Annotated in this window: 32 protein-coding genes; 30 read left to right on the forward strand and 2 right to left on the reverse strand. The window is 59.6% G+C overall.

Annotated features, from left to right (window positions below; genetic code table 11):
* Window positions 1–139: 139 nt before the first annotated feature.
* The 28 genes from rpsJ to speB all read left to right on the forward strand — a co-directional run bounded on the left by rpsJ (window position 140) and on the right by speB (window position 15,981).
* Window positions 140–448, forward strand: a complete 309-nt coding sequence (gene rpsJ, locus ACLIRY_RS09615; RefSeq protein WP_192533571.1) for a 30S ribosomal protein S10 — start codon at window positions 140–142, stop codon at window positions 446–448.
* A 29-nt stretch (window positions 449–477) separates the two neighbouring features.
* Window positions 478–1,281: a 50S ribosomal protein L3 gene (rplC, locus tag ACLIRY_RS09620; RefSeq protein ID WP_413205150.1), complete on the forward strand. Its 804-nt coding sequence runs from the start codon at window positions 478–480 to the stop codon at window positions 1,279–1,281.
* A gap of 6 nt (window positions 1,282–1,287) precedes the next feature.
* Window positions 1,288–1,908 (forward strand): 50S ribosomal protein L4, encoded by a 621-nt coding sequence (gene rplD, locus ACLIRY_RS09625; protein ID WP_413205151.1) that lies wholly within the window; start codon window positions 1,288–1,290, stop codon window positions 1,906–1,908.
* Window positions 1,905–2,219 (forward strand): 50S ribosomal protein L23, encoded by a 315-nt coding sequence (locus ACLIRY_RS09630; protein WP_413205152.1) that lies wholly within the window; start codon window positions 1,905–1,907, stop codon window positions 2,217–2,219. Before rplD ends, ACLIRY_RS09630 begins: the two co-directional genes overlap by 4 nt.
* 3 nt (window positions 2,220–2,222) lie before the next feature.
* A complete protein-coding gene (gene rplB, locus ACLIRY_RS09635; RefSeq protein WP_413205153.1) occupies window positions 2,223–3,062 on the forward strand; it encodes a 50S ribosomal protein L2 in 840 nt (279 codons plus the stop codon).
* 12 nt (window positions 3,063–3,074) lie between these two features.
* Window positions 3,075–3,353 (forward strand): 30S ribosomal protein S19, encoded by a 279-nt coding sequence (gene rpsS / locus ACLIRY_RS09640; protein ID WP_413205154.1) that lies wholly within the window; start codon window positions 3,075–3,077, stop codon window positions 3,351–3,353.
* A gap of 2 nt (window positions 3,354–3,355) precedes the next feature.
* Window positions 3,356–3,736: a 50S ribosomal protein L22 gene (gene rplV / locus ACLIRY_RS09645; protein ID WP_413205155.1), complete on the forward strand. Its 381-nt coding sequence runs from the start codon at window positions 3,356–3,358 to the stop codon at window positions 3,734–3,736.
* Entirely contained in the window at window positions 3,736–4,410 is a 675-nt protein-coding gene (gene rpsC, locus ACLIRY_RS09650; RefSeq protein WP_413205156.1) for a 30S ribosomal protein S3, read from the forward strand. Before rplV ends, rpsC begins: the two co-directional genes overlap by 1 nt.
* Window positions 4,411–4,431: 21 nt before the next feature.
* On the forward strand, window positions 4,432–4,848 hold the full coding sequence (rplP, locus tag ACLIRY_RS09655) for a 50S ribosomal protein L16 (protein WP_413205157.1): 417 nt from the start codon (window positions 4,432–4,434) through the stop codon (window positions 4,846–4,848).
* A 4-nt stretch (window positions 4,849–4,852) separates the two neighbouring features.
* Window positions 4,853–5,059 (forward strand): 50S ribosomal protein L29, encoded by a 207-nt coding sequence (gene rpmC / locus ACLIRY_RS09660; RefSeq protein WP_413205158.1) that lies wholly within the window; start codon window positions 4,853–4,855, stop codon window positions 5,057–5,059.
* 21 nt (window positions 5,060–5,080) lie between these two features.
* The gene (gene rpsQ / locus ACLIRY_RS09665) at window positions 5,081–5,320 is read left to right on the forward strand and encodes a 30S ribosomal protein S17 (RefSeq protein ID WP_413205159.1); all 240 of its coding nucleotides are present in this window, start codon (window positions 5,081–5,083) and stop codon (window positions 5,318–5,320) included.
* Window positions 5,321–5,383: 63 nt separating this feature from the next.
* On the forward strand, window positions 5,384–5,752 hold the full coding sequence (gene rplN / locus ACLIRY_RS09670; RefSeq protein ID WP_413205160.1) for a 50S ribosomal protein L14: 369 nt from the start codon (window positions 5,384–5,386) through the stop codon (window positions 5,750–5,752).
* Window positions 5,752–6,072, forward strand: coding sequence for a 50S ribosomal protein L24 (gene rplX, locus ACLIRY_RS09675; RefSeq protein ID WP_413205161.1), 321 nt, complete (start codon window positions 5,752–5,754; stop codon window positions 6,070–6,072). The genes rplN and rplX overlap by 1 nt, the downstream gene beginning before the upstream one ends.
* Before the next feature lie 11 nt (window positions 6,073–6,083).
* The gene (rplE, locus tag ACLIRY_RS09680; RefSeq protein WP_413205162.1) at window positions 6,084–6,623 is read left to right on the forward strand and encodes a 50S ribosomal protein L5; all 540 of its coding nucleotides are present in this window, start codon (window positions 6,084–6,086) and stop codon (window positions 6,621–6,623) included.
* An 18-nt stretch (window positions 6,624–6,641) separates the two neighbouring features.
* Window positions 6,642–6,947: a 30S ribosomal protein S14 gene (rpsN, locus tag ACLIRY_RS09685; RefSeq protein WP_413205163.1), complete on the forward strand. Its 306-nt coding sequence runs from the start codon at window positions 6,642–6,644 to the stop codon at window positions 6,945–6,947.
* Between the two features lie 15 nt (window positions 6,948–6,962).
* A complete protein-coding gene (gene rpsH, locus ACLIRY_RS09690; RefSeq protein ID WP_413205164.1) occupies window positions 6,963–7,361 on the forward strand; it encodes a 30S ribosomal protein S8 in 399 nt (132 codons plus the stop codon).
* A gap of 19 nt (window positions 7,362–7,380) precedes the next feature.
* A complete protein-coding gene (gene rplF / locus ACLIRY_RS09695; protein ID WP_413205165.1) occupies window positions 7,381–7,914 on the forward strand; it encodes a 50S ribosomal protein L6 in 534 nt (177 codons plus the stop codon).
* A 10-nt stretch (window positions 7,915–7,924) separates the two neighbouring features.
* The gene (gene rplR / locus ACLIRY_RS09700) at window positions 7,925–8,287 is read left to right on the forward strand and encodes a 50S ribosomal protein L18 (protein WP_413205166.1); all 363 of its coding nucleotides are present in this window, start codon (window positions 7,925–7,927) and stop codon (window positions 8,285–8,287) included.
* A 10-nt stretch (window positions 8,288–8,297) separates the two neighbouring features.
* Window positions 8,298–8,891 carry a 30S ribosomal protein S5 gene (gene rpsE / locus ACLIRY_RS09705; RefSeq protein WP_413205167.1) on the forward strand — a complete coding sequence of 198 codons (594 nt, stop codon included), beginning with the start codon at window positions 8,298–8,300 and terminating at the stop codon, window positions 8,889–8,891.
* Between the two features lie 11 nt (window positions 8,892–8,902).
* Entirely contained in the window at window positions 8,903–9,097 is a 195-nt protein-coding gene (rpmD, locus tag ACLIRY_RS09710; protein ID WP_413205168.1) for a 50S ribosomal protein L30, read from the forward strand.
* 13 nt (window positions 9,098–9,110) lie between these two features.
* Window positions 9,111–9,596 carry a 50S ribosomal protein L15 gene (rplO, locus tag ACLIRY_RS09715; RefSeq protein ID WP_413205169.1) on the forward strand — a complete coding sequence of 162 codons (486 nt, stop codon included), beginning with the start codon at window positions 9,111–9,113 and terminating at the stop codon, window positions 9,594–9,596.
* A 235-nt stretch (window positions 9,597–9,831) separates the two neighbouring features.
* Window positions 9,832–11,175: a preprotein translocase subunit SecY gene (secY, locus tag ACLIRY_RS09720; RefSeq protein ID WP_413205170.1), complete on the forward strand. Its 1,344-nt coding sequence runs from the start codon at window positions 9,832–9,834 to the stop codon at window positions 11,173–11,175.
* On the forward strand, window positions 11,172–11,756 hold the full coding sequence (locus ACLIRY_RS09725) for an adenylate kinase (protein ID WP_413205171.1): 585 nt from the start codon (window positions 11,172–11,174) through the stop codon (window positions 11,754–11,756). The genes secY and ACLIRY_RS09725 overlap by 4 nt, the downstream gene beginning before the upstream one ends.
* 265 nt (window positions 11,757–12,021) lie before the next feature.
* Window positions 12,022–12,390 carry a 30S ribosomal protein S13 gene (gene rpsM / locus ACLIRY_RS09730; protein WP_413205172.1) on the forward strand — a complete coding sequence of 123 codons (369 nt, stop codon included), beginning with the start codon at window positions 12,022–12,024 and terminating at the stop codon, window positions 12,388–12,390.
* A gap of 122 nt (window positions 12,391–12,512) precedes the next feature.
* Window positions 12,513–12,902, forward strand: a complete 390-nt coding sequence (gene rpsK, locus ACLIRY_RS09735; protein WP_413205173.1) for a 30S ribosomal protein S11 — start codon at window positions 12,513–12,515, stop codon at window positions 12,900–12,902.
* 187 nt (window positions 12,903–13,089) lie between these two features.
* Window positions 13,090–14,112 carry a DNA-directed RNA polymerase subunit alpha gene (locus tag ACLIRY_RS09740; protein ID WP_413205174.1) on the forward strand — a complete coding sequence of 341 codons (1,023 nt, stop codon included), beginning with the start codon at window positions 13,090–13,092 and terminating at the stop codon, window positions 14,110–14,112.
* 161 nt (window positions 14,113–14,273) lie between these two features.
* Window positions 14,274–14,693, forward strand: a complete 420-nt coding sequence (gene rplQ, locus ACLIRY_RS09745; RefSeq protein ID WP_413205175.1) for a 50S ribosomal protein L17 — start codon at window positions 14,274–14,276, stop codon at window positions 14,691–14,693.
* A 364-nt stretch (window positions 14,694–15,057) separates the two neighbouring features.
* On the forward strand, window positions 15,058–15,981 hold the full coding sequence (gene speB / locus ACLIRY_RS09750) for an agmatinase (protein ID WP_413205176.1): 924 nt from the start codon (window positions 15,058–15,060) through the stop codon (window positions 15,979–15,981).
* A 419-nt stretch (window positions 15,982–16,400) separates the two neighbouring features.
* Here the strand turns inward: speB and ACLIRY_RS09755 are convergent, their stop codons facing one another.
* Window positions 16,401–16,649: a hypothetical protein gene (locus tag ACLIRY_RS09755; RefSeq protein ID WP_413205177.1), complete on the reverse strand. Its 249-nt coding sequence runs from the start codon at window positions 16,647–16,649 to the stop codon at window positions 16,401–16,403.
* 540 nt (window positions 16,650–17,189) lie between these two features.
* Complete coding sequence (locus ACLIRY_RS09760) at window positions 17,190–18,716, reverse strand: carboxypeptidase M32 (RefSeq protein WP_413205178.1); 1,527 nt, start codon at window positions 18,714–18,716, stop codon at window positions 17,190–17,192.
* 89 nt (window positions 18,717–18,805) lie between these two features.
* On the opposite strand from ACLIRY_RS09760, the gene elbB reads away from it, so the two are divergent.
* Both elbB and ACLIRY_RS09770 read left to right on the forward strand, forming a co-directional pair.
* Entirely contained in the window at window positions 18,806–19,489 is a 684-nt protein-coding gene (elbB, locus tag ACLIRY_RS09765) for an isoprenoid biosynthesis glyoxalase ElbB (RefSeq protein WP_413205179.1), read from the forward strand.
* A 313-nt stretch (window positions 19,490–19,802) separates the two neighbouring features.
* The gene (locus ACLIRY_RS09770) at window positions 19,803–21,863 is read left to right on the forward strand and encodes a GGDEF domain-containing protein (protein ID WP_413205180.1); all 2,061 of its coding nucleotides are present in this window, start codon (window positions 19,803–19,805) and stop codon (window positions 21,861–21,863) included.
* Window positions 21,864–21,971 lie beyond the last annotated feature (108 nt).

Genomic DNA, 21,971 nt, shown 5'->3' on the forward strand with positions numbered 1-21,971 from the left:
GATTGTTTCGTGCTATTTGCAAGCCCGTGAATCAGGCGCGGCCGATCAAGGCCTCTTAGTGAGAGCGGTGTGCGGACTTTTGGTCCGATACACAGGCTCTTCTTGCTGTTTTTAATCTCAGGATCGGACATCGGTCATGATGGACAACCAAAATATTCGCATTCGCCTCAAGGCGTTTGATCACCGCGTGCTGGATCAATCCACCCGTGAGATCGTCTCCACGGCCAAACGGACCGGCGCTCAGGTGCGGGGGCCGATCCCCCTGCCGACCCGTATTGAAAAGTTCACCTTGAACCGCTCACCGCACATCGATAAGAAGTCCCGCGAGCAGTTCGAGATTCGGACCCACAAGCGTCTTTTGGACATCGTGGATCCCACCCCGCAGACGGTTGATGCTTTGATGAAGCTGGATCTTGCTGCGGGCGTCGACGTCGAAATTAAACTGTAATCACGACACCTAGGTAAGGAATTCGGACCATGCGTTCCGGTCTCATTGCCCAGAAGGTGGGGATGACACGTCTCTTCACCGATGAGGGTATTCATGTCCCCGTGACCGTCCTGAAGGTTGATACCTGTCAGGTCGTTTCCGTTCGGACCTCTGAAAAGGACGGCTACACGGCCGTCCAGCTTGGTGCTGGCAAAGCCAAGATCAAGCGGACTTCCAAGGCCATGCGGGGTCATTTTGCCGCCGCTAAGGTCGAGCCCAAAAAGAAAGTGGTGGAGTTCCGCGTCAGCGAGGACTGCCTGCTGGAACCCGGCGCCGAACTGTCCGCCGCGCATTTTATTGCGGGACAGAAGGTGGATATCGCCGGTACCACCATTGGTAAGGGCTTCGCTGGTGCCATGAAGCGGCACAACTTCCGCGGCCTGGAAGCCTCCCACGGCGTTTCGGTTTCCCACCGGTCGCACGGTTCCACGGGTCAGTGTCAGGATCCCGGCCGTGTGTTCAAGGGAAAGAAGATGGCCGGTCACATGGGCGATACCCGCGTGACCCAGCAGAGCCTGACCGTTGTGGGCACCGATGCGGAACGCGGCCTGATCATGATCAAGGGGTCTGTCCCCGGTGCCGATGGTGCCTGGTTGGAAGTGCGCGACTCGGTCAAGAAGAAGCTCCCCGAAGGTCTGCCCATGCCGGCTGGCCTGAAGGCGAAGGTCGAGGAGCAGACCACCCCCGAGGACGTGATTGCCGATGTGAGCGCCGCCGTTGAGCAGCCCGGTGAGCAGCCCGCTCCCTCCGTGGCTGGCGAAGGCGATGCCGGCGCCGATGGCGAGAAGGAATAAGGTCCGATGAAGTGCGACGTTAAAACCCTGGACGGTAAGGACGCGGGCTCGATTGAGCTGTCCGATGCCATCTTCGGCCTGCCCGTGCGCGCCGACCTGCTGCACCGCATGGTGCGCTGGCAGTTGGCCCGCCGTCAGACCGGCACCCACAAGACCAAGGGGATCTCGGAGATCTCCGGCACCACCGCAAAGCCCTTCAAGCAGAAGGGAACTGGCCACGCCCGTCAGGGTTCCAAGCGCAGCCCACAGTTCCGGGGCGGTGCGACGATTTTTGGTCCGGTGGTTCGCTCCCATGCCCATGACCTTCCCAAGAAGGTTCGCAAGCTGGGTCTGAAGACTGCCCTGTCCGCCAAGGCCGCTGCCGGCCAGCTGATCGTCGTTGAAAACGCCGTCAGCGAATCCGGTAAGACCAAGGATCTGATGGCCACCATGAAGGCCCTCGGTCTCGAGAAGGCCCTGTTCATTGATGGTCCGGAGGTGAACGAAAAGTTCGCGCTCGCCTCGCGCAACATCATTGGTCTGGATATCCTTCCGCAGCAGGGCGCCAATGTTTACGACATCCTGCGCCGTGACACCTTGGTTCTGACCAAGGACGCGGTGAAGCACCTTGAGGAGCGCCTGCAATGAGCAAGACCGAGGTGAAGGTCAGCGACGAGCGCATGTACGATATCGTGCGCGCGCCCGTCATCACCGAAAAGGCCACCTTGGTCGGCGAATACGGCCAGGTGATGTTCCGGGTTCCCCTGGACGCCTCCAAGCCCGAGATCAAGGCCGCCGTCGAAGGTCTGTTCAAGGTCGAGGTGACCGCCGTCAATACCCTGCGTCAAAAGGGCAAGGTGAAGCGGTTCCGTGGCCAGCTCGGCAAGCGTTCCGATACGAAGAAGGCGATCGTGACGCTGGCCGAAGGGCATTCCATCGACGTGACGACGGGGGTCTAACCGATGGCTCTTAAACATTACAATCCGGTTACGCCGGGTATGCGGAACCTGGTCCTGGTGGACCGGACCGACCTGTACAAGGGTAAGCCTGTCAAGCGTCTGACCGAAGGTTTGACCAAGTCGGGTGGCCGCAACAATCACGGGCGGATCACAGCCTGGCAGCGTGGCGGCGGCAATAAGCGCCGGTATCGGATCATTGACTTCAAGCGCACCAAGGTCGATGTGGCCGGTAAGGTGGAACGGCTGGAGTACGATCCCAACCGGACGGCGTTTATTGCCCTGATCACTTACGGCGATGGCGAGCAGGCGTACATTTTGGCTCCGCAGCGTCTGCAAGTCGGTGACGAGGTTGTCTCCTCCGACCGTGCGGACATCAAGCCGGGCAACTGCATGCCAATGAAGAACATGCCGGTGGGAACCATTGTCCACAATGTGGAGATGAAGCCCGGCAAAGGTGGCCAGATGGCCCGGTCCGCTGGCTGTTATGCCCAGTTGATCGGTAAAGACGGTGGGTACGCCCAGCTTCGTCTGTCCTCCGGGGAACTGCGCCTCGTGCGCGGTGAATGCGTCGCCACTGTTGGTGCCGTGTCCAACCCGGACAACCAGAACGAAAAGCTTGGCAAGGCCGGCCGGAGCCGCTGGAAGGGTCGCCGTCCGCACGTGCGTGGTGTTGTCATGAACCCGGTCGACCACCCCCATGGTGGTGGTGAAGGTCGGACCTCCGGTGGCCGTCATCCGGTCACACCTTGGGGCAAGCCGACCAAGGGCAAGCGGACCCGCACGAATAAGAAGACCGACTCGCTGATCATGCGGTCGCGTCACCTCGCCAAGAAGAAGCGTTAAGGAGTAGTCGCCGTGGCTCGTTCCGTATGGAAAGGTCCGTTTGTTGACGGATACCTCCTCACCAAGGCCGAAAAGGCACGCTCCTCCGGGCGCAACGAGGTCATTAAGATCTGGTCGCGCCGGTCGACGATCCTGCCTCAGTTCGTGGGTTTGACCTTTGGTGTCTATAACGGCCAGAAGTTTGTTCCGGTGCTGGTCACCGAACAGATGGTTGGTCATAAATTCGGTGAATTCGCGCCGACCCGTACCTATTACGGGCACGCCGCCGATAAGAAGGCGAAAAGGAAGTAACCATGGGCAAACAGGCAACCGAACGGCGCCTGGCCGATAATGAGGCCCGTGCCGTTAACAAGATGATCCGGACCAGCCCCCAAAAGCTGAATCTGGTCGCCGCCTCCATTCGCGGCAAGTCGGCTGAGAAGGCACTCGCCGAACTCACGTTCTCGAAGCGTCGCATGGCTCTTACGGTCAAGAAGACCCTCGAATCCGCGATCGCCAATGCCGAGAACAATCACCAGCTGGACGTTGATCAGTTGGTGGTGTCCGAGGCCTATGTCGGCAAGGCCATGGTCTTGAAGCGCTGGCGCGCCCGGGCCCGTGGTCGGGTGGGCAAAATTCTAAAGCCCTTCAGCAACCTGACGATCGTTGTGCGTGAGATCGAGGAGACGGCGTAATGGGACAAAAAGTCAATCCGATCGGTCTCCGACTGGGTATCAACCGGACCTGGGATTCCCGCTGGTATGCGGACAAGGGATATTCCAACCTTCTGCATGAAGATCTTCGCATCAAGAAGTTCCTCAAGGAGAAATTGGCCCAGGCAGGTGTGTCCCGGATCGTCATTGAACGCCCCGCCAAGAAGGCCCGTATCACCATTCACACCGCCCGCCCGGGCGTTGTGATTGGCAAGAAGGGCCAGGACATCGAGACCCTGCGGCGCAAGCTGCAGCAGATGACCGGCAACGAGGTGCACCTGAACATCGTCGAGATCCGTAAGCCGGAACTGGATGCGCAGCTTGTGGCCGAGAACATCGCCCAGCAGCTCGAGCGTCGTGTGGCCTTCCGCCGGGCCATGAAGCGCTCCGTTCAGTCGGCCATGCGCCTTGGCGCTTTGGGTATCCGGATCAACTGCGGCGGTCGTTTGGGGGGCGCAGAAATTGCCCGCACCGAATGGTACCGTGAAGGTCGCGTGCCCCTGCATACCCTGCGGGCGGACGTGGACTACGGTACGGCTGCGGCCCACACCACCTACGGCGTTTGTGGCGTTAAGGTCTGGGTGTTCAAGGGTGAGATCATGGAGCACGATCCCATGGCCCAGGATAAGCGGTCCCAGGATACGTCGGGTCGCTAAGCGAGAGGAACGGAGTAGACAATGCTTTCACCAAAGCGCACGAAGTTCCGCAAGCAGCACAAGGGCCGTATCCACGGTCTGGCCAAGGGCGGAACCTCTCTTAACTTCGGTGCTTACGGCCTCAAGGCCGTTGAGCCCGAGCGTGTGACGGCCCGGCAGATTGAAGCGGCCCGTCGGACGATCACCCGCTTCATGAAGCGCCAGGGGCGGCTCTGGATTCGCATCTTCCCGGACGTGCCCGTGTCCAAGAAGCCTGCGGAAGTTCGGATGGGGTCCGGTAAGGGCTCCCCAGAATTCTGGGTTGCGCGCGTCAAGCCCGGCCGCGTCATGTTCGAGCTGGACGGTGTGACCGAGGAGACCGCGCGCGGCGCGTTCGAATTGGCCGCCTCCAAGCTGCCTATGAAGACCAAGTTCATCGCCCGTATTGAGGAGGTCTAAGGCTATGTCAGCCGCCACCGAGACCCGGTCCAAGACCGATGATCAGCTTAAGGCGAGCCTCCTTGAGCTGAAGAAAGAGCAGTTTAATATGCGCTTTCAAGCAGCCAGCGGTCAGCTTGAGAATACCGCCCGCGCCCGCCAGGTGCGTCATGAAATTGCGCGCATCAAGACGATCCAGGGCGAGCGCTCCCGCGCCGCCCAGGCCAAGTAGGCGCGGGAAGGAGTTTAAATTATGCCAAAGCGCATCATGCAGGGTGTGGTCGTGAGCGATAAGATGGACAAGACCATCGTTGTTCAGGTAGAACGTCGCTTCAAACACCCCGTGTATAAAAAGTTCATCAAGCGGTCCAAGAAATTCGCCGCCCACGATGAAGCCAATCAGTTCAAGATTGGCGACCTGGTTCGCATTCAGGAATGCGCACCAATCTCCCGTCGCAAGACGTGGACAGTGGTTCTCGACAACGCGGAATAGGACCGGAGGAACCCGTTGCATCGGGGTTCACCGGTAACCGCCCGTGAATAAAGGATATAAACAATGATTCAGATGCAAACTCGACTCGACGTCGCCGACAATTCCGGCGCCCGACAGGTGCAATGCATCAAGGTGTTGGGTGGCTCGAAGCGGATGATCGCAGGCGTGGGCGACGTGATCGTCGTCTCCGTCAAGGAAGCGATTCCCCGTGGTCGTGTGAAGAAGGGTGACGTGCATCGCGCTGTCATCGTTCGCACCGCCAAGGAAATCCGTCGTCCGGATGGCACAACGATTCGGTTTGATCGCAATGCCGCCGTTCTGCTGAATAAGCAGAACGAACCGATCGGAACCCGCATCTTCGGACCGGTGGTGCGTGAATTGCGCGCCAGAAAGTTCATGAAGATCATCTCGCTGGCTCCGGAGGTGCTGTAATGTCCGCCTTTAAGATCAAGAAGGGCGACAAGGTCGTCATTCTGTCCGGTAAGGACAAGGGCAAGCGCGGCGAAGTGCTGAAAGCTCTCCCCAAGGAGGACCGTGTGGTTGTTCAGGGTGTGAACGTGGTGAAGCGTCACCAGCGTCCGACCCAGACCTCCGCCGGCGGCATCGTGGAAATGGAAGCTCCGATCCACGTTTCGAACGTCGCCCATGAGGATCCGAAGGATGGGTCTGCGACCCGCATCGGGTTCAAGGTTCTTGAAGATGGCCGCAAGGTGCGCTTCGCGAAGCGTTCCGGCGAGGTCATCGACGGTTGAGGGTAAGCACGATGGCACGTTTTCACGACCACTATAAGGACGTCGTGCGGAAGACCTTGATGGAAAAGTTCGCTTACACGAACCCCATGATGGTGCCTTCCCTCGACAAGATCGTCATCAACATGGGCGTCGGTGAGGCCTCCCAGGATCGTAAACTGATCGAGGGTGCCTTGTCGGACATGACGGCGATTTCCGGCCAAAAGCCGATTATCACCCGCTCCAAGAAGTCCATCGCGGGCTTCAAAATTCGCGAGCAGATGATTGTGGGGTGCAAGGTCACCCTTCGTAAGGACCGTATGTACGAGTTCCTGGATCGTCTGATCACCATCGCCCTTCCGCGCGTGCGCGATTTCCGTGGGGTCTCTGTGAAGAGCTTCGACGGTCGGGGTAATTACAACATGGGCATGAAGGAACAGATCGTTTTCCCCGAAATCGACTACGACCGCGTCGATAAGATCCGGGGAATGGACATCACGATCTGCACCACCGCGAAGACCGACGATGAAGCCAAGGCGCTTCTCGAAGGCTTCGAAATGCCCTTCCAGAAGTGAGCGCGGGAGACACACGGCATGGCTAAGAGTTCCGCTGTCGAACGTAATAAGAAGCGTGAGCGCCTGACGGCGCGCGATGCTTCGAAGCGCGCCGAATTGAAGGCGCTGATCCACAATCGCGATATTGAACCCGAGGATCGCTACGAGGCCGTTATGAAGTTGGCCAAGTTGCCCCGCAATGGGTCCAAGGTTCGCGTCCATAATCGCTGTGAGCTGACCGGTCGCCCCCATTCGGTGTACCGCAAGTTCAAGCTTGGACGTGTCGTGCTGCGAGATTTGGCCAACCAAGGTCAGATTCCCGGCATGTGCAAGTCCAGCTGGTAAGGGGGAGACACCAAAATGGCTTTGTCCGATCCTCTCGGCGATATGCTGACACGCATCCGGAATGGTCAACGCGCTGGCAAGAACAGTGTGATGGCCCCGGCTTCTTCCCTCCGCAGCAACGTCCTGGACGTCCTGCAGCGCGAGGGCTACATCCGCGGCTACGAAAAGGTCGATGTGCGCAAGGGTATCTCCGAACTGCGCGTCGAGCTCAAGTACCATGAGGGAGAAGCGGTGATTAAGGAAATCGCCCGTGTCTCCACTCCGGGGCGCCGGGTGTATTCCAAGATTAAGGATCTGCCCAAGGTTTACAACGGCCTGGGTATTTCCATCCTGTCCACGCCCCGCGGCGTGATGTCCGACCATGAGGCCCGTCAGGCCAACGTGGGCGGCGAAGTTCTCTGCCGCGTGTTCTAAGAAAAGGGGGAACGATACAATGTCTCGTGTAGGCAAATATCCTGTAACCATCCCCCAGGGCGTTACCGCCACCGTTCAGGACAATGTCGTGACGGTGAAAGGTAAGCTGGGCGAGATGGTTTACGTCGCCAATGACGAGGTGGAAACCAAGATCGAGGACAATCTCATCTGGGTGAAACCGAAGGCAGAAACAAAACGGGCGCGTCAGTTGTGGGGAACCACTCGTGCGCGCATCAACAATCTGGTTCTGGGCGTGAGCGAAGGCTTCACCAAGAAACTTGATCTGGTTGGCGTTGGCTATAAGGCCGCGTCCCAGGGCAAGGTTCTGAAGTTGTCGCTCGGCTTCTCACACGATATCGACTTTCCCATTCCCGATGACCTCAAGATCACGACCCCCGGGCCGAACCAGATCGAGATCACGGGCATGGACAAGCAACGTGTTGGCCAAATCGCCTCGGAGATCCGTGGATATCGTCCGCCTGAGCCCTACAAGGGCAAGGGTGTGAAATATTCCAATGAGTGGATCCTCCGTAAGGAAGGCAAGAAGAAGTAGGAGCCCGGAGATGAAATCCACGACTTCCCTGTTTGAGCGGCGCCGTGACCGGACCCGTTATCAGCTTCGGGTGAAGTCCGCAGGGCGTCCGCGCCTTTCGGTCTTCCGCTCGAGCAAGCACATGTACGCTCAGATCATCGACGACGCCAAGGGCGTGACCCTGGCCGCGGCGTCCACCATCGACAAAGACCTGCGTGGAAACTTGGCGAAGGGCACCGATAAGGCCGCCGCTGCCGAGGTTGGCAAGCTGATCGCTGAGCGCGCCAAGGCTGCTGGAGTCACCGATGTCGTCTTCGACCGCGGTGGCTACAAGTACCATGGTCGCGTCCAGGCGCTCGCGGATGCCGCCCGCGAAGCCGGTCTTTCGTTCTAGGGGATAAGACATGGCACGTACACCCAACTCCGAACGTCGCGGTCGCGACGATCGTAACCGCAATTCCCGGGATCGGGATGAGCGCGACGATGAGTTCGTCGATAAGCTGGTCCACATCAATCGTGTGGCCAAAGTGGTCAAGGGCGGTCGGCGCTTTGCCTTCGCCGCCCTGGTCGTGGTCGGCGACGCCAAGGGCCGCGTCGGGTTCGGAGCGGGCAAGGCCCGTGAAGTTCCCGAAGCGATCCGCAAGGCCACCGAGCAGGCCAAGCGCACGATGATCAAGGTACCCCTGCGCGAGGGGCGGACACTGCACCACGATACCCGGGGCCACTTTGGCGCCGGTCGCGTGATCCTGCGGTCCGCTCCAGCTGGTACGGGGATCATTTCCGGTGGCCCCATGCGCGCCGTGTTCGAAACCATGGGCGTTCAGGACGTGGTCGCGAAGTGCACGGGAACCACCAACCCCTACAACATGATCAAGGCGACGTTTGACGCCTTGGTTAACAGCCAGGCGCCCCGTCAGGTGGCGACCCGTCGCGGCAAGAAGGTGGGCGACATTGTCTCCCGCCGGGATGGTGCCGCAGCCGTTAGCGTCACCGAGTAAGGGGGAGATCGATGTCGGAAAATCAAAACACCGTCACGGTCACCCAAATCGGGAGCCCGATCGGTCGTCGAAATGACCAGCGCGCCACTTTGGTGGGCCTTGGCCTCAACAAGATGAACCGGACCCGTACCCTGGAGGATACTCCTTCGGTGCGGGGGATGATCGCCAAGGTCGCCCACCTGGTTCGCGTCGAAGACGCTCAGTAAGGGGGAGCGCGCAATGAAACTCAATGAGCTCCGCGACAACCCCGGCGCCACCAAGGCCCCCATGCGGGTTGGTCGCGGTATCGGTTCCGGTAAGGGCAAGACCGCCGGCCGCGGCGTGAAGGGACAGAAGTCCCGGACCGGCGTGTCCATCAACGGGTTCGAGGGCGGTCAAATGCCCTTGTACCGGCGTCTTCCCAAACGCGGTTTCAATAGCCTGAATCGCAAGTCCTATGCGGTCATCAATCTGGATCGGATCCAGAAGGCCATTGATGCCAACAAGCTGGATCCCTCTGCTCCGATCACCGAGCAGGTTCTGGCCGAAGCCGGTGTCATCCGGCGGGTGCTCGACGGCGTGCGGCTGCTGGGTAAGGGCGAACTGACCAGCAAGGTGACCCTTGTGGTGACAGGGGCCTCCGAGTCGGCCAAGCAAGGCGTGGAAAAGGCTGGTGGGTCGCTGACCCTGACAGCTCCCACTGTGGCACCGGCAGCCGAGGCCTAAAACCCGAGTCTCCGTTTCGGGCATATGATAATGAGTGAAGTCGGGGGCCCTAGTGGCCCCCGGTCTCCATCGAAGGACTTCGGGCCTTCGGAGTGCGGGCCAATATGTGTGGAATCGCCCACAAAAGGGGGTGATTTTAGACATATTGGTCGAGTCTCAATAAGTTGAGTGGCTTGCGGAACGAAAATCCGGTATCTCCGTTGCCGTGACCACTCTAGATACCGGGAGCATACGGATGGCATCCGCCGCCGAGCAACTTGCCGCGAACATGAACTTTGGCGTCTTCGCCAAGGCCACCGAACTGAAGAAGCGTCTCTGGTTCACCCTTGGTGCGCTGATCGTCTATCGGCTGGGGACGTATATCCCCTTGCCTGGAATCGATCCTGCGGTGATGAACGATGTGTTCACGCGCAACAGCGGGGGCATTCTGGGCATGTTCGACATGTTCGCAGGGGGAGCCCTGCGCCGCATGACGATTTTTGCACTCAACATCATGCCCTACATCTCCGCCTCTATCATCATGCAGCTGATGACCTCCATCAGCCCGCAGATGGAAGCCTTGAAGAAGGAAGGCGAGAGTGGCCGGAAAAAGATCAACCAATACACCCGCTACCTGACGGTGATCATCACCATCATGCAGGCCTATGGTATTGCCGTTGGGCTGGAAGGAATGACGAGTTCCGTTGGCGCTGCGGTGCATGACCCCGGGATGTTTTTCCGGTTTACAACGGTTGTGACCCTGGCTGGAGGGACCCTGTTCCTGATGTGGTTGGGCGAGCAGATCACCGCCCGGGGCGTCGGCAATGGAATTTCCCTGATCATCTTCGCCGGTATTGTCGCTCAGCTCCCCATTGCCTTGGTGCACATGTTGGATCTGGGGCGGACCGGTGCGCTGTCACCGCTGGTGATCATCGGGATCATGCTGCTGGCCGTTGGTGTTATCGCCTTCATTGTGTTCATCGAGCGCGCCCAACGCCGGATTCTGATCCAATATCCAAAGCGTCAACAGGGCAACAAGATGTTCGGCGGCGAGAGCAGCCATCTGCCCTTGAAGATCAACACCCCGGGTGTCATTCCGCCGATCTTTGCCAGCTCTATTCTGTTGCTTCCGATCACACTGGCGCAGTTCACAGCCGGACAGGGACCCGAGTGGCTGACAACAGTGACCGCCCTTCTTGGCCATGGTCAGCCGCTGTATATGGCCTTGTACGCCGCATTGATCGCGTTCTTTGCCTTCTTCTACACCGCTGTCGTCTTCAATCCGGAGGATACGGCGGAGAACCTGAAGAAGTACGGTGGCTTCGTGCCCGGTATCCGACCGGGGAAGAACACCTCTGAATACCTTGACTATGTGTTGACCCGGTTGACGGTGGTGGGAGCCCTCTATCTGATTTTCATCTCGATCCTGCCGGAGCTTTTGATTTCCAACCTGGGCGTTCCGTTCTATTTTGGTGGCACAAGCCTTTTGATCGTCGTTACGGTAACTCTGGACACCGTTGCGCAGATCCAATCACACTTGCTGGCCCATCAATACGAGGGCCTGATCAAGAAATCGAAACTGAGGGGGAAACGAGGATGAAGGGAAAGCGCGTCATATTCATGGGACCGCCGGGCGGGGGAAAGGGAACCCAAGCCCAACGGTTGGAAGATAAATACGGGCTGAAGCAGCTGTCCACAGGTGACATGTTGCGGGCGGCCGTCGCTGCCGGGACGGAACTCGGCAACAAGGCCAAGGCTATTATTGATTCGGGTGCCTTGGTGTCAGACGACATCATGGTCGGTATGATCTCCGAGAGGATCGATCAGCCCGACTGCGAGCCCGGCATCATTCTTGACGGTTTTCCGCGCACCGTGCCGCAAGCGGAGGCGTTGGATGTGATGCTGTCGGAAAAAGGCATGAAGATCGACGCAGTCATCGAGCTGCGCGTCGAGGACAGTATTCTCTACGACCGGATTCGCAAGCGTGCCTCTGAGGCCGGTGAGGGAAATATCCGCGCCGACGATAACGAGGAAACCCTGCGCAAGCGTCTGGAGGTCTACCATGCCCAGACCGCCCCCATTCTGCCGTACTATGGGCAGAAGGGGCTTTTACATGTGGTTGACGGCACCCTCCCCATGGATGCGGTGACCCGTGAATTGGAAGGCATTCTTGGCGAATAAAGGGCTGAACCGAGGTTGACTCATGCGGGATTGATCCTATAATCCCGCGCCTCGGTTACCCTTTACGGGCCAAGGGGGCGTGGGGCACTGTTCCACGCCTTTTGTCATATCGTGTTGTCCCGGTCGAACTCCCTTTTCCTGGTGTGACCACCTCTGAAAAGTCGGCTTGGGCTGTTGGTCGACGTCTGTTGGGGGTCCCGAAGACCGGACTTTTCCCGGTGGGTGTCGGCTTGAAAGACTTGAACCTTAAGTAGGAGTACGGGCCTTGGCGCGTATCGCTGGCGTAAACATCCCCACCAACAAGCGGGTGTGTATCGCTCTGACCTACATCTTCGGCATTGGCCGGACGAAGGCAGGCGAAATTTGTGAGCGGGTCGGCATCGCCGTGAACCGCCGCGTGAATGAACTGTCCGACGACGAAGTCGTGCGGATTCGCGAACTGATCGACACCGAATATAAGGTGGAAGGCGATCTGCGTCGCGAAACGGCCATGAACATCAAGCGGATCATGGATCTGGGCTGCTATCGCGGTCTGCGTCACCGTAAGGGCCTGCCGGTCCGCGGTCAGCGCACGCATACCAACGCCCGCACCCGCAAGGGTCCGGCGAAGGCGATTGCCGGCAAGAAGAAGTAATCATGCCTTATCGGCCCGTCATGGGCCGGTGGGGGATCACCTCAAGATCGCGTGATATTCTGGCACTACGGAATGGCCCGATGGTCGGGCACACGCGCTAAGATACGGAACCAAGGACCGACATGGCTAAGCCAGCTCAAAGAATGCGCAGGCGCGAGCGGAAAAATATCACGAATGGCATCGCCCACGTGAACGCTTCGTTCAACAACACCAAGATCATCATCACCGACGTGCAGGGCAATGCGATTGCCTGGTCGTCCGCCGGCTCCCAGGGCTTCAAGGGGTCTCGCAAGTCCACCCCCTATGCCGCCCAGATGGCCGCCGAGGACGCGGGCCGCAAGGCCCAGGAACACGGGATGAAGACTCTGGAGGTGATGGTGAAGGGTCCCGGTTCGGGGCGTGAATCCGCCCTGCGTGCCCTGCAGTCTGTCGGGTTCCAGGTGACCGCCATTAAGGACGTCACGCCGATTCCACACAACGGTTGCCGTCCCCGCAAGCGTCGCCGCGTCTAAGGACGCTGGCCCCCGGGCCGCTGTGCCCGGCGAGACAACACTCGTTTTCGGGCCGTCGAGACCCCTCACATGGGGTCCGGCGGTTCGACCCTTGAGGGGGGAAAGGTTTGGACCGGGGTCCAAACCAAGGAATGCCCCAAGGGATCGATACCCGGAAACTTCCCCGACTCCATTTCAGGAATAAGCGATGTCCTCGATCCAAAAAAATTGGCAGGAACTGATTAAGCCGAACAAGCTTGCCATCGAACAGGTTGGCGGGTCCAAGAAAATCGCGACCGTTATCGCTGAGCCGCTGGAACGTGGGTTTGGCCTGACCCTGGGCAATGCTCTGCGTCGTATCCTGCTGTCGTCCCTGCAGGGCGCTGCTGTGACCGCGATTCAGATTGATGGCGTGCTCCATGAGTTCTCTTCCATCCCCGGTGTGCGGGAAGACGTCACGGACGTGATCCTGAACATCAAGGGCCTGGCCCTGTTGATGCACAGCGAGGGGCCCCGTCGCATGACTCTGAAGGCCTCCGGTCCGGGAGAGGTGACGGCGGCGCAGATCGAGACCGGTGCCGACATTGAGATCATGAATCCCGAGTTGGTGATTTGCCACCTGGACGAGGGCGCGACCCTGTCCATGGAGTTCACCGTGGGGATGGGTAAGGGCTATGTGCCGGCCACCCAGAACCGGCCAGAGGACGCGCCCATTGGCTTCATTCCCGTCGATAGCATCTTCTCGCCGATTGCCAAGGTATCCTACAAGATCGAAAACAGTCGCGTTGGTCAGGTCACCGACTATGACAAGCTGACCATGGTTGTTGAGAGCAATGGATCCGTGACGCCCGACGATGCGGTCGCACTGGCTGCCCGGATCCTGCAAGACCAATTGCAGCTGTTCATCAACTTCGAGGAGCCGCAGGCGGTTACCGAGGAGAAGAAGGACGATGAGCTGCCGTTCAACAAGAACCTGCTGCGCAAGGTCGACGAGCTGGAACTGTCGGTGCGGTCGGCGAATTGCCTGAAGAACGACAACATCATCTATATCGGCGATCTGGTTCAGAAGACAGAAGCGGAGATGCTGCGGACTCCAAACTTCGGCCGCAAGTCCTTGAACGAGATCAAGGAAGTGCTGTCTCAGATGGGCCTGCACCTGGGTATGGAAATCACCAACTGGCCGCCTGAAAATATCGAGGACTTGGCCAAGAAGTTGGAAGAGCCCTATTAAAGGTAACATCGGGATCGCCCCCGGGTTTCGCCGGGGGCGGGCTTCAATCGGCTTCATGTGGAGCCGTCGACCCACTGCTTCACCGAGAGGTTTTCGGGAGGGTGGGGCGCCCACAATCGGTTTCGCGCGCGAAACCAGGATAGAGAGAAAGGACCCGCGTCATGCGTCATGGTATGTCCGGCCGGAAACTGAACCGCACCAGCACCCACCGCAAGGCAATGTTCGCCAATATGGCGGCCTCCCTGCTGAAGCACGAGCAGATCAAGACGACGCTGCCCAAGGCTAAGGATCTGCGTCCCATCGCCGAAAAACTGATCACCCTGGGCAAGAAGGGCGGTCTGCACGAGCGTCGTCAGGCCTTTGCCATGTTGCGCGACGAAGCCGTGGTGGCCAAACTGTTCTCGGTCCTGGGCGAGCGCTACAAGGACCGTCAGGGCGGCTACACCCGTGTCCTGAAGGCGGGCTTCCGTTATGGCGATGCCGCTCCGATGGCCATCATCGAGTTGATGGACCGCGATCAGGACGCGAAGGGGCTGGATTCCGGCCCCACCGCCGAGCAGAATGACGACCACGAGGAATAAGGGACTCGATGTTTCGTTGTCCAATATGGAAACGGCCCGCCCCGGCGGGCCGTTTTCTTTTGGTGAAGAGGAGAAAGGCTCTCGAGACCTGTCTCAACGTGGTGGCAAACAGGTCGGGTCCCCCTGTTTTCAATAGGTAAGTCATGGCAAGCCCAGAGTGCCTCCGAGATCTATATAACTGGAGGGAAACTGTGCCAGCTTGACTGAAGCTGATCCCGTTTCACTCTAATCCTGAGTTGACGGCTTTGGGTGGCTCCAGCACTCTCGTCTTCGTTGCAATGAAATGCGAGGTCTGCAGGTGGTGAATGACTCAAGGGGCAAAGAGAGCACGGGCGTCAATCCCAGCACGGGGGATCAGGCCTTTATGCGGTCATCCGATAGGGGAACGATGGCGGAAGCCACCTATGCCGGCGCGCTTAGCTTTATGCGCCGCCGCTACACGCGTGATTTGGCGTCTGCAGATGTGGCCATCGTGGGAATCCCGTTCGATCTGGCTGTATCCAGTCGATCGGGAGCGCGCCATGGGCCGCGGGCCGTTCGTGCTGCCTCGAGCCTGATCGCTTGGTCCAAGCCATGGCCTTGGTCAGAGGATCCGTTTGACGTTCTTTCCGTCGTGGATTACGGCGATTGCCTGTTCGACTACGGTTATCCGTCGAAGGTGCCTGGGGAAATCGCCGACACCGCGCGTGCGGTTCTGGCAACAGAGACCGCAATGCTTTCGATCGGTGGTGATCACTTCGTTACCTATCCGTTGCTGAAAGCCCATGCGGAAAAACACGGTCCGCTCAGCCTTATCCATTTCGACGCCCACACCGACACCTGGGAGGACGAGGAGGGCCGGATCGACCACGGAACCATGCTGTGGCATGCCACGCGCGAAGGGCTGGTTGATCCCTCCCGTTCGGTTCAGATCGGGATCCGGACCCACAATCCCCAACCCCTGGGGTTCACGATCATCGATGCTATTGACGTGCATCAGACGGGACCACATGCGGTCGCTGAGACAATTCATCGGGTCGTTGGACGGAATAAGGCCTACCTCACGTTCGACATCGACGCGCTGGAGCCCTCCTTCGCCCCCGGAACCGGGACCCCCGTCGTTGGTGGCCTCAGCCCCTATCAAGCCCAGGAAATCCTTAGGTCCATAGAGGGGGTCAACCTCGTGGGAATGGATATCGTCGAGGTCGCTCCAGCCTATGATGTGGGCGAGATCACGGCGCTGGCTGCAGCGACGCTGGCCAATGACATGCTGTGCCTTTATGCCGCGAATCGTACCAGACCATACTGATCTTTAACTGGATCAGGGACAGAATAGAGTTCAAAAAGAGCAAAACGAGGATGGGGGGCTCCCGGGATACGCGGGACTTTGCCATAGGGGCTCTTTCGAGCTTTGGAGTTCGATAGACTTGACCGATGGTATTGGGCAACTCTTTCCCTCAAAGAGCGCATGTCAGGCGGTGTTTTTCATGGCACAGCTTTTTTTTGCCCGAAACACCGATCTTTGTCCTGAGGGAGAGCCTTCGAAATAGGTGAAGGTGGTCTGTTGTTTTCCCCTACAAAAACAAGAGAAATGTGACAGTCCTTCAAGTATGTCGTGTTAACTGTGGTTCACGCGACATGCGTTCAGTCTCAGGCAGTGACGCCATTCGTCACCGCCATCTGCGCCCGGTACAATCTGTTTCAAATTGCTTGGGCTTTGCTCTCAACTCAGTTGATCGCTTCTTTGCGCAACAATCGCAGGCATTCGCAGGCGAATTGTCCGGCCGCAGAGTGATCGGCGAAGGGCCGGTCATCTACCAGGAAGCATTTGACCAGGGCCAATCCTCCCGGATGTTCCAAGACGGCTTCGATCCATTCTGAGGCAATGACAGGGTGCATGTGCATGCGGCGAGCCACAAGGTCAACCTGGTCTGCGGTGAGACCGCTAAAACCGATACAATCATCCATGGAAATCATGACCTGCTCCCTTGGTTCTTGGTTCTTGGGTCGATCCCAAACAGGGGAGGCTGGCTGTCCTTTTCTTTTGGGCTCAGGTCACGGGGCATCTATGACTGGGATGGACCTTCCATGCGATGGCCGACTCGAGTCGTCATGGAATTCCATCCCCCTACGGACAGCGCCTCCCTTGCAAATCCGGTCGAACATTATTTTTTTGTTCGTCGGCCGTGCGACTGGATTTGCAAGGAAATTATAGCACCAGTAGATATATTATGGGTATTGATTCACGTATTGCGATGCATCAAATCGACAGGGGAGGCGGGTGGACCGGGGTAACACCTGTGCTGTATGCGGGAGAAAAGACCCGTCTTGAGTTGGTTGGGGCCGGGGGCTTTGGCCCCCGGCGGTTACTGGCCGAAAGGCCCCAGACCCCGGGCTCATATTGATAAAAGAGAAAGGGGGGGGCCGGGGGCATTGGCCCCCAAATGGGTTTGGGCAATCGCCCAAAAAAAGCCGAGACACTGTCGTGTACCGTGATGATGGCGTTGCGGGACGTGCCTACCCCTCCCCGAGATAGCGCCGCCGCAAGTGCCGTTCGAAAACCGACGCCTCCAAAGGCCGTCCGGTGGCCTGGGTGAGCAGCTCATCGGTGGTGAGCAGGCAGCCCTTGCGGTGGATGTTCTCCCTCAGCCAACCGAGCAGGGGCGCGAAATTCCCCGTGCCGATGGACTCCATCAGCCCTGGGACTTGGGTCCGGGCGGCGTCGAACAACTGGGCCGCCGTCATGGCGCCCAGGGTATAGGTGGGGAAGTAGCCCCAAGCCCCGTCGTACCAGTGGATATCCTGCAGGCAGCCCACCGTGTCCGTGGGCGGGGTGACGCCCAGCAGGCGCTCCATGGCGGCGTTCCAGGCTTCGGGGATATGCTCCACCTCCATCTTGCCTTCGATCAGGTCCTTTTCCAGGCGGTAGCGCAGGATCACATGGGCCGGATAGGTGACCTCGTCGGCGTCGACGCGGATAAAGCCCCGGTTCACCCTTGTGTACAGGCGCTGAAAGTTCTCCACCTCCCAGGCCGGGCCGGAGCCGCCCAGAACCTCCTTCCAGACAGGGGTGGCGTAGGCGATGAACTCCGCAGAGCGGCAGGCCTGCATCTCGTGGAGCAGGGACTGGCTTTCGTGGACGCTCATCCCCCGGGCACGGCCCACGGGCTGGTCCAGCCAGGCTTCGGGCAGCCCCTGCTCATAGAGGGCGTGGCCGGTTTCGTGGATTACGCCCATCAGGGCCTTGGTGAAGTCGGCTTCGTCGTATCGGGTGGTCAGTCGCACGTCCCGGGGGGAGCCGCCACAGAAGGGGTGGGCGGACACGTCCAACCGCCCATGGTTGAAGTCAAAGCCCAGTGTCTCCATGGCCCGGCGGCCCAGTTCCTTTTGCAGGTCGATGGGGAAGGGGCCTTGGGGAAGTGCGGGCTCGGCGCCTTGCCGGTCGAGGACCTCCTGAAGGAACCCGGGCAGGAAGGCCTCCAGGTCACCGAAGATTGCGTCGACTCGGGCGGAGGATCCGCCGGGCTCGTATTCGTCGAGTAGGGCGTCGTATAGGTCCACCCCCAGGGCCTCGGATTTGGCCTGGGCCGATTGGCGGACCAGGGAGAGCAGGGCCGCCAGTGGTTCCCGGACCGACGCGAAGTCGTTGGCGGGGCGGGCCTTGCGCCAGATCCGTTCACAGGCATTCGATGCACGGGACAGGGCCTCCACCAGATCGCCGGGCAGAGCGGTGGCATGGGCGTGGGTCCGCTTGATCTCCCGCAGGTTGGCCATCAGCCAGGGGGCGTCGGGATGGTCGCCGAGGGTGTTGATCTCCCCTTCGGCCGCAGCGATCCAGTCGGCCACCTCCGGCGCGGTCAAGAGGTCGTGGTGGAGGCCGGTCAGGGTTGCGATCTGGTTGGACCGGGTCTCCGCTCCGCCATCGGGCATCACCGCAGCCATGTCCCAATGCAGGAACGCCTGGGCGTCCTCCATGGCCGACAGGCGGGAGAAGCGTTTGGTCAGGGAATCCAGCGCAGGGAGGAGGGGTGTTTGGCTTGGCATCGGAGTGTCCGGGTCCTAGTTTGAGGAGTGGGAAGCAACGGGCGGCTTCCATGGGAGGGAGTACGCCCAGAATATGGAGAGGAAAGACCATGACCGACAAGCCCAGGTTCGCCGTTCTGTTATCCGGCTGCGGCGTTTTCGACGGTGCGGAGATCCATGAAGCCGTCCTGACCCTGCTGGCCATCGACCGCCAAGGGGCTGTGTATCAGTGTTTTGCCCCCGATATCTCCCAGATGCATGTGATCGACCATGTGACGGGCGAGCCCACCGGCGAGACCCGCAATGTCCTGACCGAGGCCGCCCGTATCGCCCGGGGCGCCATCGCCGATCTGGCGACCTTTGATCCCGGCGACTTCGACGCCTTAATTCTGCCCGGTGGCTTCGGTGCGGCCAAGAACCTCTGTACCTTCGCTGTGGATGGTCCGGATTGCACCGTGGACCCGACGGTGGAGGCCGCCTTGACCAAGGCCCGGGCCTTTCATCTGCCAATCGGTGCGCTTTGCATTGCCCCGGCGGTGCTGGCCCGTGTTCTCGGTACGGGCAAGCTGACCATTGGCTCGGACAAGGATGCCGCCGCCGGGATCGAGGCCATGGGCGCCACCCACCAGGAGGCCACCCACGGGGAAATCGTCGTGGATGAGGGGCTTCGTGTGGTGACCTCTCCCTGTTACATGCTCGACGCGACCATTTCTCAAATCGCCGAGGGCGCGGACAACACGGTTGCGGCCCTGATGCGCATGGTTCAGCAGGGCCAACCGCAGACTGCGGCATAAGCGCGGGAACAGGCGTGGAGTCGGGACTTCTGTGGGAGAGGACCGGGGGAGTGAGAAAATTCTGAGGCGATTGAGCATCAGTCATTGGTGTAAGAGAATGACTGATGCTTTTGCCTGCCCCTGAGGCAAGGTGGACAACCCTGTCTCTCCAAGCAAGGGTGCACCATAACAGGTGAAAGTTTTATGTATACGGGCCTCCGGCGTTGACGCTTGCAGGGGGAAGCGTCTGAATGCTGGTGTGATTGACATCGTATTTGACCGGTAGAAAGTGATGCATTCGTTCTAAAGTTTGTATGGGGTGCCGGGAATGGACATGGGGGCGGCTCGAAAGACTGTGGAGAATGGGAAGTCCAGGAACGGAACGCCGCCGATCGTTGCCGAACGGCGGCCCGCGTCATTGCTCGAAGACTCCCGGCGTCAGGTCAAGGAATGGTATCGACCGATCTTCGCGTTGCGGCGCTCCGATCTTCCCGCCGGGTCAGGTCCTGGGGGGGAGGGCGAAACGGTATGGGATTGGTCTACGGTGGTCGGCGGCCTGACGGTGGCTTTGCAGCCTGTCGTCAGTCTGCGCGGTGGGCGTGTGATCGGTTACGAAGCCTTGATGCGGATCGCCGATGGTAGCCCTTCAAACTTGGCCAGCTTGACCCCCGGCGGGTTGTTTGATGCCGCTGCGCGGTCCTCGAAGGTTCATTGGGGTGAGCGGGGGCTGTCTCCCTTGGTGTCGCTGGAATGCCGGGTCTGGACTCTGGCGGTGGACAGCTTCACCCGCGTGTCGAGCGCCGGAGATCTACGCCTTTTCCTGAACCTGGATAACCGTCTTTTGGGACGATGGCGGGAGCTGTCCGATCATCTCATCGGGGAATTGGCGCGAGTGGGCCTCGACCCGGCCATGGTCAGCATTGAAATCAATGAACATCTCCCCCAAGGCGTTTGGGCAGAAGAGGCTACGCCGGGGGGGGCAGAGGAGGACGGCCTGGATGCCATCGTTCAGGCGATGATCTCCCTGAAGCGGACGGTGGGAAAGGTCGCCTTGGACAATTTCGGCGCGGGCAACGCCAGCCTGCCACTGCTGAATGCCCTCCAACCCGATTATGTGAAGTTCGATCGCTATTTCGTGGACGGCGTGCATGAGGACCAGACCAAGAAGCTCTTTTTGGGCAGTCTCGTGAACATCTGTCATTTGATGGGGATTCAGACCGTCGCCAAGGGGGTGGAAGCCGCCGAGGATTATTACGCATGTCGGGAGGCGGGGGTCGACATGATCCAGGGCAATTTGCTGGCCCAACCGGAATCCGATCCGACCAAGGTGCGTACCGATTTTCCAGAGGCGCGGGCGTTGAATGCCCGGGAACAGCGCAATAATGGCCAAGGGGACGAACGTTTGGTCGCGGCCCGGATCTTGGAGGTGGACCCCTTGGTGCGCTCTGCCGCCATGACGGATGTGTTCGATCGCTTCCGCCGCCATAAGGACCAGACCTTTTTCCCCGTCGTGGACGAAAACCAGGAACCCCTGGGCTTGGTACGCGAGTCCGACCTGAAGGACTACACCTATTCGCCCTTCGGCAAGGACCTGATCAGCAACAAGGGCCTGGGGCGGAATCTGGCAGCTTTCATCTCCCGCTGTCCCACGGTGGATATCGCCACTCGCGCAGAGAAGATCCTGGAGGTTTTCTCCAATAATGCCCAAAGCGAGGGGCTGATCATCACCGAGGATGGCCGGTATCGCGGCTTCCTGACGGCGTCCTCCCTGCTGAAGGTTATCAACGAGAAGAACCTCGCTGCGGCCCGGGATCAGAACCCCCTGTCAAAGTTGCCCGGTAACGCGGTCATCAATGAATATCTGGCCGACACCCTGGCCCGGCCCGACGATTGGTTGGCGTTGGCCTATATCGACTTCGACTTTTTTAAGCCCTTCAATGACAAATACGGATTCCGCCAGGGCGACCGGGCGATCCTGCTGTTTGCCGAACTGATGCGGGCCCATTTGGCCAATGATGGCCACTTCATCGGCCATGTGGGGGGCGACGATTTCTTCGCGGGCATGCGGGGATTGACCCCGGAGGTGGCCGAGGATCGGACCCGCGCCCTGGTTCGTCGCTTTGAACAGGACGTGGCCAGCTTCTACGACGAGGAAACCCGGCGCCTGGGTTATATCGTGGCCAAGGACCGGGAGGGGGTAGAACGGCGCATGCCTCTGTTGTCGGCCAGTTCGGCCATCGTCATGGTGCCACCGGGGCATGACCCCCTGGACGTGGACGCGATCAGCAATTTGATCGCCCGCTTGAAGAAGGAGGCCAAGCGCGCCGAAGGGAAAATCGCCTTGTCCACCATTCCCGTCGAGCGGGGAAATGTTCAGGAGGAGCTGTTTTGTTGATTTTTCCTGTATGCTTTCCAAGCCTTGCCGTACAGTCTGATGGCCCTGGCGTTATGCGGAGACTGCCGTCATAGGTGCTGTATGGGAGAAGGGAAACTGTCCTGACCG

Source organism: Rhodospirillum sp. A1_3_36, from assembly GCF_047263945.1.
Taxonomy (GTDB): Bacteria; Pseudomonadota; Alphaproteobacteria; order Rhodospirillales; family Rhodospirillaceae; genus Rhodospirillum.

Coding starts and splice junctions, on each gene's coding strand:
- rpsJ (WP_192533571.1), top strand. CDS start 140: ATGGACAACCAAAATATTCGCATTCGCCTCAAGGCGTTTGATCACCGC.
- rplC (WP_413205150.1), top strand. CDS start 478: ATGCGTTCCGGTCTCATTGCCCAGAAGGTGGGGATGACACGTCTCTTC.
- rplD (WP_413205151.1), top strand. CDS start 1,288: ATGAAGTGCGACGTTAAAACCCTGGACGGTAAGGACGCGGGCTCGATT.
- ACLIRY_RS09630 (WP_413205152.1), top strand. CDS start 1,905: ATGAGCAAGACCGAGGTGAAGGTCAGCGACGAGCGCATGTACGATATC.
- rplB (WP_413205153.1), top strand. CDS start 2,223: ATGGCTCTTAAACATTACAATCCGGTTACGCCGGGTATGCGGAACCTG.
- rplV (WP_413205155.1), top strand. CDS start 3,356: ATGGGCAAACAGGCAACCGAACGGCGCCTGGCCGATAATGAGGCCCGT.
- rpsC (WP_413205156.1), top strand. CDS start 3,736: ATGGGACAAAAAGTCAATCCGATCGGTCTCCGACTGGGTATCAACCGG.
- rplP (WP_413205157.1), top strand. CDS start 4,432: ATGCTTTCACCAAAGCGCACGAAGTTCCGCAAGCAGCACAAGGGCCGT.
- rpmC (WP_413205158.1), top strand. CDS start 4,853: ATGTCAGCCGCCACCGAGACCCGGTCCAAGACCGATGATCAGCTTAAG.
- rpsQ (WP_413205159.1), top strand. CDS start 5,081: ATGCCAAAGCGCATCATGCAGGGTGTGGTCGTGAGCGATAAGATGGAC.
- rplN (WP_413205160.1), top strand. CDS start 5,384: ATGATTCAGATGCAAACTCGACTCGACGTCGCCGACAATTCCGGCGCC.
- rplX (WP_413205161.1), top strand. CDS start 5,752: ATGTCCGCCTTTAAGATCAAGAAGGGCGACAAGGTCGTCATTCTGTCC.
- rplE (WP_413205162.1), top strand. CDS start 6,084: ATGGCACGTTTTCACGACCACTATAAGGACGTCGTGCGGAAGACCTTG.
- rpsN (WP_413205163.1), top strand. CDS start 6,642: ATGGCTAAGAGTTCCGCTGTCGAACGTAATAAGAAGCGTGAGCGCCTG.
- rpsH (WP_413205164.1), top strand. CDS start 6,963: ATGGCTTTGTCCGATCCTCTCGGCGATATGCTGACACGCATCCGGAAT.
- rplF (WP_413205165.1), top strand. CDS start 7,381: ATGTCTCGTGTAGGCAAATATCCTGTAACCATCCCCCAGGGCGTTACC.
- rplR (WP_413205166.1), top strand. CDS start 7,925: ATGAAATCCACGACTTCCCTGTTTGAGCGGCGCCGTGACCGGACCCGT.
- rpsE (WP_413205167.1), top strand. CDS start 8,298: ATGGCACGTACACCCAACTCCGAACGTCGCGGTCGCGACGATCGTAAC.
- rpmD (WP_413205168.1), top strand. CDS start 8,903: ATGTCGGAAAATCAAAACACCGTCACGGTCACCCAAATCGGGAGCCCG.
- rplO (WP_413205169.1), top strand. CDS start 9,111: ATGAAACTCAATGAGCTCCGCGACAACCCCGGCGCCACCAAGGCCCCC.
- secY (WP_413205170.1), top strand. CDS start 9,832: ATGGCATCCGCCGCCGAGCAACTTGCCGCGAACATGAACTTTGGCGTC.
- ACLIRY_RS09725 (WP_413205171.1), top strand. CDS start 11,172: ATGAAGGGAAAGCGCGTCATATTCATGGGACCGCCGGGCGGGGGAAAG.
- rpsK (WP_413205173.1), top strand. CDS start 12,513: ATGGCTAAGCCAGCTCAAAGAATGCGCAGGCGCGAGCGGAAAAATATC.
- ACLIRY_RS09740 (WP_413205174.1), top strand. CDS start 13,090: ATGTCCTCGATCCAAAAAAATTGGCAGGAACTGATTAAGCCGAACAAG.
- rplQ (WP_413205175.1), top strand. CDS start 14,274: ATGCGTCATGGTATGTCCGGCCGGAAACTGAACCGCACCAGCACCCAC.
- speB (WP_413205176.1), top strand. CDS start 15,058: ATGCGGTCATCCGATAGGGGAACGATGGCGGAAGCCACCTATGCCGGC.
- ACLIRY_RS09755 (WP_413205177.1), bottom strand. CDS start 16,649: ATGATTTCCATGGATGATTGTATCGGTTTTAGCGGTCTCACCGCAGAC.
- ACLIRY_RS09760 (WP_413205178.1), bottom strand. CDS start 18,716: ATGCCAAGCCAAACACCCCTCCTCCCTGCGCTGGATTCCCTGACCAAA.
- elbB (WP_413205179.1), top strand. CDS start 18,806: ATGACCGACAAGCCCAGGTTCGCCGTTCTGTTATCCGGCTGCGGCGTT.
- ACLIRY_RS09770 (WP_413205180.1), top strand. CDS start 19,803: ATGGGGGCGGCTCGAAAGACTGTGGAGAATGGGAAGTCCAGGAACGGA.